This window comes from Kribbella sp. NPDC048928, from assembly GCF_043197975.1.
GTDB lineage: Bacteria > Actinomycetota > Actinomycetes > Propionibacteriales > Kribbellaceae > Kribbella.
This window is the reverse complement of record NZ_JBICUC010000010.1, coordinates 305,888-317,835: the sequence shown is the minus strand read 5'-3', so window position 1 is coordinate 317,835 and position 11,948 is coordinate 305,888. Positions and strand designations below refer to the sequence as shown.

The window sequence follows — 11,948 nt, the reverse complement described above, 5'->3', positions numbered from 1 at the left end:
CTTGCTGATCACGCGTCGCCGGCGAACATGTACCCGGTCCGCGGGACCGTGAGCACCAGCTTCGGGTCGGACGGGTCGAGCTCGAGCTTCTCGCGCAACCGGCGGACGTGCACGATCACCGTCGACGAGTCGCCGAAGTCCCAGCCCCACACCCGGCGCAGCAACTCGACCTTCGTGTACGCCTTGCCGGCATGCGCCACCAGGTACGCGAGCAAGTCGAACTCGCGGTGCGTCAGCGACAACTGCTCGTCGTCGAGGTACGCGCGCCGTGCCGCCGTGTCGACGATCACCGGCCCCGCGCTGAGCTTCGTCGGCGTCAGGTCCAGCCCGGCCAGCCGCTCCTCGCGCCGCACCATCGCCTGCACTCGCAGCGTCAGCTCCCGCGGGCTGAACGGCTTCACCACGTAGTCGTCCGCGCCGACCTCGAGGCCGACCAGCCGGTCCTCCTCCTCGCCGCGCGCCGACAGCATGATCACGGCCGCACCGTCGTCGGCCGCACGCATCCGGCGCAGCACCTCCAGACCGGACAGCACGGGCAGCATCACGTCCAGTACGACGACCGTCGGTTTCCACTGCTGCCAGACCTCGACCGCCGACGCGCCGTCCGGGACGACACGGGCTTCGTACCCGGCCTTGGTCAGGTACGCCGAGACGACATTGGACACGGTCGGGTCGTCGTCGACGACGAGCACACGGGTAGCCACGCTCAGAGCCTAGATCCTCCGGACGGTCGGCAGTTCGGGCCTCCCCGGAACGCAGTATGCCGTAAGCGATCCGTAGTCGTGTTCGGGCTCCGGCTAGGCCGATCCGTACCTACGGTCGAGACATGCCCGTCGATCTCGTCCTGCCGTGCCTGAACGAGGCGGCCGCCCTGCCCTGGATCCTGGAAAGGCTCCCGGCCGGCGTCCGTGCCATCGTCGTCGACAACGGCTCCACGGACGGCTCACCCACAGTCGCCGCGGACCTGGGCGCCACCGTGGTGACTTGCGACGTCAAGGGGTACGGGGCCGCATGTCACGCCGGGCTGGAGGCAGCTGACGCGGACATCGTCGCGGTGATGGATGCGGACGCGTCGCTCGATCCGCAGCAGCTGGTCCGGGTGACGGCGCCGGTGGAGGGCGGTCAGGCAGACCTGGTACTCGGTCGTCGGCGGCCTGTCTCGCGCGGCGCCTGGCCGTGGCACCTGCGGCTCGCGAACGCGGAGCTCTCGCGGCGGATCAGGCGGCGTACGGGCGTCGCTCTGCACGATCTCGGCCCGATGCGCGCCGGTCGCCGTACGGCGCTGCTCGGCCTCGGGTTGACGGACCGCCGGTCCGGGTACCCACTGGAGACGGTCGTCCGCGCGGCCGACGCCGGGTGGCGGATCGCCGAGGTCGAGGTCGATTACCTGCCACGCTCGGGCCGCTCGAAGGTCACCGGCACACCCCTCGGCGCAGCCCGCGCCGTCCTGGACATGTCGAAAGTACTGCGCTGATGAGCGGCACCGTGATTGTGATTGCGAAGGAGCCCGTGGCCGGGCGGGTGAAGACGCGGTTGCAGACCGAGTTCACAGCGCGGGAGGCGGCGGCGCTGGCCCGGGCGTCACTCGTGGACACGCTGAGCGCCGTACGGGCCACGGGGGCACGGCTGGTGATCGCGTTGGAGGGCACGGCGGGGTCGTGGCTGCCGGGTGAGTTCGAGGTAGTGAAGCAGCGCGGGGACGGGCTGGACGAGCGGATCGCGGCGGCGTTCGAGGACGCGTACGACGGGACGCCGATGCTGCTCGTCGGGATGGACACACCGCAGCTCGCGCCAGAGCTGCTGTCGTTCGAGTGGAACGGGTACGACGCGGTGCTCGGGCTGACCGAGGACGGTGGGTTCTGGTGCCTCGGGCTGCGGATGCCTGATCCTCGCGCGTTGCTGGGCGTACCGATGTCGACCGACCACACCGGACGCGACCAGCTGCGACGCCTGCGGGCGCTGGGGTTGCGAGTCGGGATGCTGCCGACGCTGCGGGACATGGATACGCCGCGGGATGCCGCGTACCTGGCGGCCGAGTTCCCCGGGTTGCGGGTGTCACGACTCTTCTGCAGGCTCCAGCACTCGGCGCATCCAGGGCTGCTGTTCGACCAGGCGCTGGGCGGTACGGCGAGAGTTGTTGCCACTGGCATCGATGGGCGAACGGTGCCCGCACTGTCCGAGCTGGAGCGCTGGTCGGCGCCCGCGGATGAGGTGGATCGCCTCGCACTGAGCCGGTGCGAGGGACCCGTACTGGACATCGGCTGCGGACCGGGGCGGATCGTCACAGCCCTTGCAGAGCGTGGAATTCCGGCACTCGGGGTCGACGTGTCGCCGCAGGCGGTATCGCTCACGACGTCGCGGGGAGCGGCGGCGCTGCATCGGCCGGTCCAGGAGCCGCTGCCCGGCGAGGGGCGCTGGGGCAGCGTCATACTGATGGACGGGAACATCGGCATCGGCGGCGACCCCGCCGACCTGCTCCGGCGCTGCGCCGAACTCGTCCGCCCGGACGGCATCGTGCTCGTCGAGGTCGATCCCGACGACGACCTGGACGACACCACGCCGATCGTCCTGCAGACCTCCACCGGCCGCCGCTCCACCCCGTTGCCCTGGGCAAGAGTCGGCGCCCGAACGCTGATCCGTCACGCCCGCGAGACCACCCTGCAACCCACCGAAGACTGGCGCACCCCGCACCGAGCCTTCCTAACCCTCCGCCGCACCGCATGAGCCGCACTCCGGACGATCCCAATCCCACCACCCAAGCACAACGCCCAGAGGACGGTGCACCCACGTGCGATCACACCGCGCGCCCGCACCCCAACCCGCTGACGCTCCCAGCCGCCCCACCACACCCCAACCCGCCACCGCACCCCGCAGGCTCTATCCCGGCCCCTGCCCCTGCCCAGAGAGGTGGGGTTGGTGGGGCGGCTCGCGGGAGGCGGGTTGTTGGGCGGTGGGGGGTAGGTCTGGGTGCGGTAGCGGTCAGTGCGGGGGCTGTCGTGGCTGCGGCGTACGGGTGGTGGGCGGATGCGGTGTTGGTTGTGGGGGTTGTGGTGGTGGCGGGGCTCGTCTGGCGGTTCGGGCGGGGGTTGAGCATCGCGACGGTTGTGGTGATCGCGGGGCTGTGTCAGGTGCCGGGGTTGTTCCATGCGCCGATCACCAGTACGGATGCGTACCGGTACGTCTGGGACGGGCGGGTGCAGTTGGCGGGGCATTCGCCGTACCGGTATGTGCCGCTCGACGACGCGTTGGCGACGCTCCGCGACCCCGTGCTGTTCCCGGGTCTGACGTCCGATCAGCGCTCCGGGGTGAGCGGCATCCCCAAGGATGCGGCGCAGTTGCCGGTAGACGACGTACGGACGCCGATCAACCGGCCGGGCGTACCGACGATCTACCCGCCTGTCGCGGAGGCGTACTTCACGGTGGTCGCACTGTTCACGCCGTGGTCCGCCGGCACGCTCGGGCTGCAGATCGCGGCCGCATTGCTCGCAATCGCACTCACCTGGCTACTCGCCGTACAGAACCCGCGCTGGGCGGCCTTGTGGGGTTGGTCACCGATCGTCGCCCTCGAGGCCGGCAGCGCCGCCCACGTCGACGTACTCGCCGCGCTCCTGATCGCGGCCGCCGTCGTCACCGCCACCCGCCGCCCGAAGCTCGCCGCCGTCCTCCTCGGCGCCGCCGGCAGCGTGAAGCTCCTCCCGCTCCTGCTGCTCCCCGCCTTCCGCCACCAGAAGCCACTCGTTGCCCTGGGCACCTTCCTCGCCTCGTACGTCCCGCACGTTCTTGCCGTCGGCACCTTGGTGCTCGGCTTCCTGCCCGGTTATCTCAACCAGGAGGGCTTCGAGGACGGCAGCTCCCGGTCGGCGATTCTCGCGCTCCTGCTGCCTCCTGGGCCTCGTCAGCTCGCCGCCGCGGTCCTCGCGGTCGCCCTCGCCGCGCTCGCCTTTCACCGCGCAAAACGGGACCCGATCGCCCTCACCTGCTGCTGGCTGTACGGGGCCGCGCTGCTGATCGCCACGCCGACCTACCCGTGGTACGGCCTCCCGCTGATCGCCCTCGCCGTACTCGCCCGGCGCGCCGAGTGGATCGCCGTACCGCTGGCGGCCTACCTCGCCTACGCGAGCTTCGGGCACGACACCCGGCAGGGCCTGATCCACCTGACCGCCGCTGTCATCGTTGTCAGCACCATCACGGTCCGTCGCCAACTCGTTGCGAAATCAGGTTTGACCGCACCGCCCCCACGCACGAACACTGGCGAGCGTGACGAAACGCATCGCCCTCGCGACCTCGGCCGAGCTCGCTGAGTTGCTCCCGGACGACCGCCCGCTCCTCGCCGCGCTCCGCGCCGCCGGCCTGGATCCGGTGGTCGAGGTCTGGACCGACCCGTCGGTCGACTGGTCCGCCTACGACGCGGTCCTGCTGCGTACGGTGTGGGACTACTTCCGGCTGTACGACGAGTTCACCGAGTGGCTCGCCCAGCTCGACAAGGCCGACGTACCGGTCCTGAACGACACTGGCACGGTCCGCTGGAACAGCGACAAGCAGTACCTCCTCGAACTGCGGGAGCGCGGCGTCGCGATCGTCCCCTCGCAGATCGCCGCCGGCGCGTGCCTGCGCGAGGTGGTCGCCGGGCTGAGCGGCCAGCAGATCGTGATCAAGCCGACCGTGAGCGGCAACGCCCTGCACACCGTGCGCGGCGTCGCGGGCTCACCGGAGCTGGATCAGGCGCTCGCGGAGCTGCCGGACGTGGTCTATCTGGTGCAGCCGTTCCTGCCCGAGATCCAGTCCGACGGCGAGTGGTCGCTGCTGTTCTTCGACGGCGAGTTCAGCCACGCGGTCGTCAAGCGGCCCGCGGACGGCGACTACCGGGTCCAGGAGTCGCACGGTGGACGAACCGAGGCGGCCGACCCGACACCACACGTACTCGAGAGCGCCCAGACCGCCCTGGCCGCCTCCGGCCCGGCCCCGGTCTACGCCCGCGTCGACGGCGTGGTCGTGAACGGCCGCTTCCTCCTGATGGAGATCGAGCTGATCGAGCCGTACCTGTTCTTCCCCCAGTCCCCCGAAGCCATCACCAAACTCGCCACCGCAGTCGCCGCACGCCTCTGACCGGCAGCCTTCTAGAGTCGGGGTCATGCCGACACTTGAGGACATCCGCAAGGCCGCCCAGGAGCTCGAGGGACGGATCCATCGCACACCGGTGCTGACGTCGTCCGCGCTGGACGAGCGGTTCGGCGCGGAGCTGGTGCTCAAGGCCGAGCTGTTCCAGAAGACCGGCAGCTTCAAGGTCCGCGGCCTCCTGACCAAGCTGCTCCGGCTGAGCCCGGAGGAACGCACCCGCGGCGTCATCACCGTCTCGGCCGGGAACGCGGCCGGTGCACTCGCGTGGGCCGCACGGAACGCCGGCGTCCCGGCGACCGTGGTGATGGCGAAGACGGCCGTACCGGCGAAGGTCGACGCGGCCCGCGGCTACGGCGCGACCGTGGAGCTCGTCGAGGGCGACCTGATGGCGCAGTACGAGCAGATCCGCGACGGGCGGCAGCTGACCGGCGTCCACCCGTTCGACGACGAGGACGTGATCACCGGCCACGGCAGCCTCGGCCTGGAGCTGCTCGCTGACCGGCCGGACCTCGACACGGTACTGGTCCCGGTGGGCGGCGGCGGACTGATCTCGGGCGTCGCCACCGCGGTGAAGCTGCTCAAGCCGGAGATCCGCGTGATCGGGATCGAGCCGGAGCAGGCCGATGTGGTCAGCCGCAGCCTCGCGGCCGGCAGCCCGCAGAAACTCCCGTCCGCCCGCTCGATCGCGGACGGTCTTGCCGCCCCCGTCTGCGGCACCCGCAATCTCCCCCTCATCCAGCAGTACGTCGACGAGGTCGTCCGCGTCAGTGAAGCCGCCCTGCTGGAGGCGACCCGCCTGGTGATGTCCCGTACCAAGCTCGCCCTCGAACCCGCAGCCGCGGCGCCGTTCGCCGCGATGCTCGAGGGCAGCGTGCAGGCAGCCGGAGTCACCGCCGCGGTAGTGAGCGGCGGCAACCTCGACGTGTCGAAACTACTGCTCTAAACAGTCGCGAGTGGGGCGTGGGAACGGACGCCGTCGGACGGGTCGTCGACCTCGTCGCGGCGGCGTACCGGATCGTTCTCCGGGAGGAGGATGTCGCGGGCGACCACCAGCATCAGCCACAGCGTCCCGGCCATCCGGAGGATCACCGAGAGCCAGTAGATCCGGTCCGGCACGTTCGGATCGCCCGGTTGCAGGAACTGCGCCAGATGCATCCACACGAGCATCCAGTAGAAGCACTCGCAGGCCTGCCAGATCAACCAGTCCCGCAGCCGCGGCCGCGCCAGCGCGACCAGGGGAAGCAGCCACAGTACGTACTGCGGTGAATAGACCTTGTTGATCAGCAGGAACGCCGCCACCACCAGGAACGCGAGCTGCGCGAAACGCGGCGGCCGTGGTGCCATCAGCCCGAGAATCGCGATCGACAGGCACAGGCCGGCGAAGATCACGATGTTCAGCTGGTTGACGTCGGTGACCTCGTGCTTGGCGAGCTTCAGGACGTACCAGATCGAGCCGTAGTCGCTCTCCCGCTGGTCGTTGAACTGCCAGAACGAGAGCCACTCGTTCTTCGCCAGCAGGTAGATCGGCGCGTTCACCAGGCCCCACGCGACCGCCGACGCGATCGCCGCCTGGAACCACGGCCACAGCTTGCGCCCGCGGATGCACACGATCAGCAACGGCCCGAGCAGCAGGAACGGGTAGAACTTCGCCGCCGTCCCGAGCCCGAGCAGGATCCCGAACCACACCGGTTTCCCGCGCGACCACGCGAACATCGCCCCCGCCGTCAAGGCGACCGCGAACAGGTCCCAGTTGATCGTCGACGTCAATGCCAGCGCCGGGGCCGCGGCGACGTACAGGGCGTCCAGTGGCTGCCCACGCGCCGCGCCCGGCCGGGAAGCGACCCCGCGCGCGGTCGCGACCGTGAGACCGACGATCAGCAGCGCACAGAGGAACAGCATCACGGTGTTGACCAGGAAGAACACGCCGGCCGTGTCGCGCTTCTGCTCGACGGTGAGGTCCTTCTTCGGGTCGCCGGTCATCAGCCAGGTGATCTGCGCGGCGACCTCCATGAAGCCGCCGGTGAGCACCGGGTACTCGAGCACGGGGTAGTTGCCGGTGTCGAGGAACGGCCGGTTGCCCTCCGCGAACCCGCGCTCCTGGTAGAGGAACCCGATGTCGGAGTAGCACAGCGCCTTGAACGGCCGCCAGCTCTGCCGGTCCCAGCCGGCCTCCATGCACGGCGCCTTCTGCAGGACGCCGAGACCGAAGGTGAGCGTGCAGACGGCCAGCGCGATCCGCAGCGGTGTCCACCACGACGAGCTCAGCCGTGCGAACCGGCCCGTCGGCCCGTCGAGCCCCGCGGTCAGGCCGGCAAGGGCCGGATCGGCCTCCGACGGCGTCAGCGCGGGCTCGCGTTGTGGTCCGGTCACGGTCGGCATCATCTCCTATCGACTCCTCCGGCAACAGCCCGGGTCGCCGAGGTTACCCACCCGGGGCATCGGCGTCCGGGACGTCGGCGGCGCGCGCCGGGTCGAGGCGGTCGAGCCAAGCCGTGAGCAGCTTCTCGAGCTGGGCGGACTCCCCCGGAGTCAGGACGCCGAGCAGGCGCTGTTCGTTGGCCATGTGGGCGGTGAACGCCTTGTCGATCAGCCGCCGTCCGGCCGGGGTCAGCCGCACCACCCGGCCGCGCCCGTCGTCGTCACTGCGCCGCCTCCGGACCAGTCCGGCCGCCTCGAGCCGGTCGACCCGCTTGGTGACCGCTCCGGTGGTCACCATCGTGTGCAGCGCGATCTCCCCCGGCGCACGCTCGTACGGCGCTCCCGCCCGGCGCAGGGCCGCGAGGACGTCGAACTCCCCCTCGCTCAGCCCGTACTGCGCGTAGAGCAGCGTCAACTCGCCGGTCAGCTGGTTGGCGATCCGGTGCAGGCGGCCGATCACACCCTGCGGGGTGGTGTCGAGGTCCGGCCGCTCGGCCCGCCACTCCGCCTGGATTCTCGCTACGTGGTCCACCGTTCCACTCTATCTTCCCGGGAAGCTACAATATTTTCCATGGAAGATACTTTCCGCTGGACCCTGGTCACCGCGATCGCGCCGGTCGCGTGGGGCACCAACTACTTCGTCACCCACGAGTACCTCCCGGCCGGACATCCCTTGTACGGTGCGGTGTTCCGCGCGCTGCCCGCGGGCCTGCTGCTGCTCGTACTGGCGCGCCGGCTCCCCCGCGGCGTCTGGTGGTGGCGCTCGATCCTGCTCGGCATCTGCAACATGGGCGCGTTCTTCGCGCTCATCTACCTCGCCTCGCAACTGCTCCCGGTCAGCCTCGCGTCGACGATCATGTCCGCGGCGCCGTTCACGATGGCGCTGTTCGCGTGGGGCCTGCTCGCGGAGCGCCCGACCGTTCTGGTCCTGACCGGAGCGACCGCGGGCGTCGGCGGCGTCGTCCTGCTGCTCGGGGCCGGCTCCACGTCCGTCGACCTCCGGGGCGTCGCAGCATCCGCCGCCGCGCTCACGATGTCGTCCTGCGGGTACGTCCTGACCAAGAAATGGGGCCGCGCGTCCGACGGCCCGATCGCCACGACCTCCTGGCAGCTGATCGCGGGCGGCGTCGTCCTCATCCCGTTCGCGATCGCGGTCGAGGGCGCTCCACCACGCCTCGACGGGCCGGCTGTCGCGGGTTTCGCGTACGTCGGACTCGTCGCGACCGCGCTCGCGTTCACGGCCTGGTTCGCCGGCCTGCGCAGACTCCCCGCCGCGACCGTGGGCCTGATCGGGCTGCTGAACCCGATCACCGGCGTACTCCTCGGGCTGCTCGTCTCCGGAGACGTCCTGACCCTGCGCCAGGTCGGCGGGCTCGCCCTGGTCCTGCTCGGCATCGCGCTCAGCCAGGTCAAGCCGAACCGGCCGACCCGCAGGAGCGCAAATGAGTGTCGAAGCGCTTCGACTGGGGTAGAACTGGGGCAGGCACAGGAAAGGGGATGACGTGGTCACGATCGCGGATGTCGCGCGGCACGCCGGGGTCGCGGCCAGCACGGTCTCGTACGTCCTGAGCGGGAAACGCACGATCTCGATCGACACCCGTGAGCGCGTGCAGCGCAGCGTCCAGGCACTGGGCTACCGGCCGAACGCGAGTGCGCGCGCGCTGGCCAGCCAGCGGTCCAACGTCCTCGCCCTGGTGATCCCGCTGCGCACCGGGATGCACGTCCCGGTGATGATGCAGTTCGCCGCCGCAGTGGTCACCACCGCCCGCCGGTACGACCACGATGTACTGCTGCTGACCGCCGACGAAGGACCGGAAGGGCTCGAACGGGTCGCGCAGAGCTCGCTCGTGGACGCGCTCGTGGTGATGGACATCGAGCTCGACGACGAACGCGTCCCGGTCTTGCGGGAGCTGCCGATGCCCTCGGTCCTGATCGGCTACCCCGACCAGGCCGACGGACTCACCTGTATCGACCTGGACTTCGTCGCCGCGGGCGCGCACTGCGTGGACCACCTGGCCGACCTCGGGCACCGCTCGCTGGCCCTGCTGGGTACACCGTCCGCGGTCTACGAGCGGCAGACAGGCTTCGCGCAACGCACGCTGAGTGGTTTCACTGAGGCCGCCGAGCGTCGTGGCGTGCTCGGAGTCGAGACGCCCTGTGAGCACACGTTCGACGCGATCCTGCAGACCGTACGGCAACTGCTCGACGACCACCCGGACATCACCGGCCTCGTGGTGCAGAACGAGCCGATCATCGGACCGCTCCTGGACGTCCTGCGCCGCCTCGGCCGCCGGGTCCCCGAGGACATGTCCCTGGTCGCGATCTGCGCGGACGATGTCGCCGAGCGGCAGGTTCCGCAGCTCTCGTCGGTCTCGATCCCGGCCGAGCAGATCGGCGACCAGGCGGTCCAGTCGCTGATCACGAAACTCGAGGGCGGCGAGGTGCCGGCGTTGACCCTGCTGCCGCCTGCGCTCACGGCCCGGGAGAGCAGCTGCCAGGCCCCTCAGCGCGACTTCAGCACCGCATAACCACCGGGCGCCAACGGCACCTGCCCGACGACCAGCTCGCTCCCCTCGGCCGGTACGTCCACGTCCGTGTCGCCGTGGTTGATCAGGAACGTCCACGTGGTGTCGCCGGACCGCCTCCGCACCGTTTCGACGGGCGACGGTGACAGGTCGAGCAATCGCAGGGCGGTCTCGTCGTCAAGCTCGGTCGACACGTACCAGGCAACGCCCGCGCCCACCTCGTGCCGCGTGATCGCGGGCTTGCCGTCCAGCCCGCCACCGGCGTACCGATCGACCACTTCGGCCGACACGGCCCGTACGTCCTCGCTCCACACCCGCCCGCGTCCACCGGAGGACAACGCGATCTCGCGGTCGATCGGCAGCGGATGGAACTCCTCCACCCGGACGCCGAGCAACTCCGCATACGCACCCGGATACCCGCCGAGCCGCACCCGGAGCTCGGGATCCACGATCCCGCTGAAATACCCGACCACCAACCGTCCGCCGGCCTCGACATAGGCGGTCAGCGATGCCGCGGACTCGTCGCTCACCAGATACAGGTTGGGGACGACAACTGTCTTGTACGACGAGAGATCCGCAGTGGGCGCGACGACGTCGGCCGTCACCCCCGCCCGCCAGAAATGCCGGTGAGCCGACCGCACCGCAGCGAGATAGTCGAGCGCGGACGACGGCAGATGGGTCCCCTGCATCGCCCACCAGCACTCGACGTCCCACAGGATCGCCACGTCCGCCTCGACGTTGCTCTCGGCAACTTCAGCCAGCTGCGGCAGCACGGCCCCGAGCTCGGCGACCTCGCGGAAGATCCGGCTGTCCGCCCCGGCGTGCGGGACCATCGCCGAGTGGAACATCTCGGCCCCGCCGCGCGACGCCCGCCACTGGAAGAACAACGCGCCCTGAGAACCCCGCGCGATGTGCGACAGGCTGTGCCGCGCCATCCGGCCCGGCTCCTTCGCCTGCAGCCGGCGTCCCTCGTTGAGCGTCCCGGCCGCCTGCTCCATCAGCAGCCAGGGCTTGCCGCCCGCCCACGACCTGGCCAGATCCGCGGCGAACGCGGTCTGCTCCTCCGCACCGGCGTCGACCCGGTCCGGATAGTTGTCGATCGCAACAAGGTCGACGGCGCCGGCCCACTGGGCGTGGTTCACCGGCACCCAACCGCCGAAGACGAAGTTGGTCGTGATCGGCAGCTCCGAGAACGTCCGTAGCTCGGCCTTCTGCTCGAGGTACGCCGCCAGCAGTTCGTCGGACCAGAAGCGCCGATAGTCCAGGAACTGGGTCGGATTCACCAAGTACTGCGTCTTCCGCGGCGGCTCGATATCCGTCCAATCGGCGTACCTCTGGCTCCAGAAGGCGGTCGTCCACGCGTCGTTGAGCCGGTCCAGGTCGCCGTACTGCTGCTGGAGCCACTCGCGAAAACGCGCCGCCGCCAGTGAGCAGTAGCACGTGGTCCCGTACTCGTTGTGCACGTGCCACATCGCCAGCGCCGGGTGGTCGTGGTACCGCTCGCCCAGCACCCGTGCGATCCCCCGAGCGGCATCGCGGTACGCCGGCGCGCAGGCACAGTACGTGTCCCGGCTGCCGTGTGTCAGCCGTACGCCATCCGCTGTAACCGGCATCGCCTCCGGATGCAATCGGGTGAACCACGGCGGTGGTGACGCGGTCGGAGTCGCCAGGTCGACGCGTACGCCACCGTCGTGCAGCAGGTCGAGCACCTGGTCCAGCCAGCCGAACTCGTACCGCCCGGGCGCCGGCTCGAGCGACGACCAGGAGAACACCCCGACCGTCACCAGGTTCACGCCGGCCCGGCGCATCAGGTCGACGTCCTCCTTCCAGACCGCCGGGTCCCACTGCTCAGGGTTGTAGTCGCCGCCGTACCAAAGGGTCACGGGC

At 70.1% G+C, this 11,948-nt stretch carries 11 protein-coding genes; 7 read left to right on the top strand and 4 right to left on the bottom strand.

Features of this window, described 5'->3' with window-relative positions:
- Window positions 1-8: 8 nt before the first annotated feature.
- Window positions 9-704, bottom strand: a complete 696-nt coding sequence (locus ACGFI6_RS36460; protein WP_393126916.1) for a response regulator transcription factor — start codon at window positions 702-704, stop codon at window positions 9-11.
- 122 nt (window positions 705-826) lie between these two features.
- Between ACGFI6_RS36460 and ACGFI6_RS36455 the strand changes: the two genes are divergently transcribed.
- From ACGFI6_RS36455 to ACGFI6_RS36435, 5 genes are all read left to right on the top strand, one after another.
- Window positions 827-1,474 carry a glycosyltransferase family 2 protein gene (locus tag ACGFI6_RS36455; protein WP_393126914.1) on the top strand — a complete coding sequence of 216 codons (648 nt, stop codon included), beginning with the start codon at window positions 827-829 and terminating at the stop codon, window positions 1,472-1,474.
- Window positions 1,475-1,485: 11 nt separating this feature from the next.
- The gene (locus tag ACGFI6_RS36450; RefSeq protein WP_393126912.1) at window positions 1,486-2,724 is read left to right on the top strand and encodes a DUF2064 domain-containing protein; all 1,239 of its coding nucleotides are present in this window, start codon (window positions 1,486-1,488) and stop codon (window positions 2,722-2,724) included.
- Window positions 2,725-3,038: 314 nt separating this feature from the next.
- The gene (locus ACGFI6_RS36445; protein WP_393126910.1) at window positions 3,039-4,301 is read left to right on the top strand and encodes a glycosyltransferase 87 family protein; all 1,263 of its coding nucleotides are present in this window, start codon (window positions 3,039-3,041) and stop codon (window positions 4,299-4,301) included.
- The gene (locus ACGFI6_RS36440; protein WP_393126908.1) at window positions 4,258-5,106 is read left to right on the top strand and encodes a RimK family alpha-L-glutamate ligase; all 849 of its coding nucleotides are present in this window, start codon (window positions 4,258-4,260) and stop codon (window positions 5,104-5,106) included. Before ACGFI6_RS36445 ends, ACGFI6_RS36440 begins: the two co-directional genes overlap by 44 nt.
- Window positions 5,107-5,131: 25 nt before the next feature.
- Window positions 5,132-6,061 (top strand): threonine/serine dehydratase, encoded by a 930-nt coding sequence (locus tag ACGFI6_RS36435; protein ID WP_393126906.1) that lies wholly within the window; start codon window positions 5,132-5,134, stop codon window positions 6,059-6,061.
- Here the strand turns inward: ACGFI6_RS36435 and ACGFI6_RS36430 are convergent.
- Window positions 6,058-7,500: a glycosyltransferase family 87 protein gene (locus ACGFI6_RS36430; protein WP_393126904.1), complete on the bottom strand. Its 1,443-nt coding sequence runs from the start codon at window positions 7,498-7,500 to the stop codon at window positions 6,058-6,060. The genes ACGFI6_RS36435 and ACGFI6_RS36430 overlap by 4 nt on opposite strands.
- A gap of 40 nt (window positions 7,501-7,540) precedes the next feature.
- Window positions 7,541-8,068: a MarR family winged helix-turn-helix transcriptional regulator gene (locus tag ACGFI6_RS36425; RefSeq protein WP_393126902.1), complete on the bottom strand. Its 528-nt coding sequence runs from the start codon at window positions 8,066-8,068 to the stop codon at window positions 7,541-7,543.
- Window positions 8,069-8,107: 39 nt separating this feature from the next.
- Between ACGFI6_RS36425 and ACGFI6_RS36420 the strand changes: the two genes are divergently transcribed.
- Both ACGFI6_RS36420 and ACGFI6_RS36415 read left to right on the top strand, forming a co-directional pair.
- Entirely contained in the window at window positions 8,108-9,037 is a 930-nt protein-coding gene (locus ACGFI6_RS36420) for a DMT family transporter (RefSeq protein WP_393126900.1), read from the top strand.
- A gap of 1 nt (window position 9,038) precedes the next feature.
- A complete protein-coding gene (locus ACGFI6_RS36415; protein WP_393126898.1) occupies window positions 9,039-10,064 on the top strand; it encodes a LacI family DNA-binding transcriptional regulator in 1,026 nt (341 codons plus the stop codon).
- Here ACGFI6_RS36415 and ACGFI6_RS36410 read toward each other — a convergent pair.
- Window positions 10,040-11,944 carry a beta-galactosidase gene (locus tag ACGFI6_RS36410; protein WP_393126896.1) on the bottom strand — a complete coding sequence of 635 codons (1,905 nt, stop codon included), beginning with the start codon at window positions 11,942-11,944 and terminating at the stop codon, window positions 10,040-10,042. The two genes, ACGFI6_RS36415 and ACGFI6_RS36410, sit on opposite strands and share 25 nt — an antisense overlap.
- Window positions 11,945-11,948: the final 4 nt, after the last annotated feature.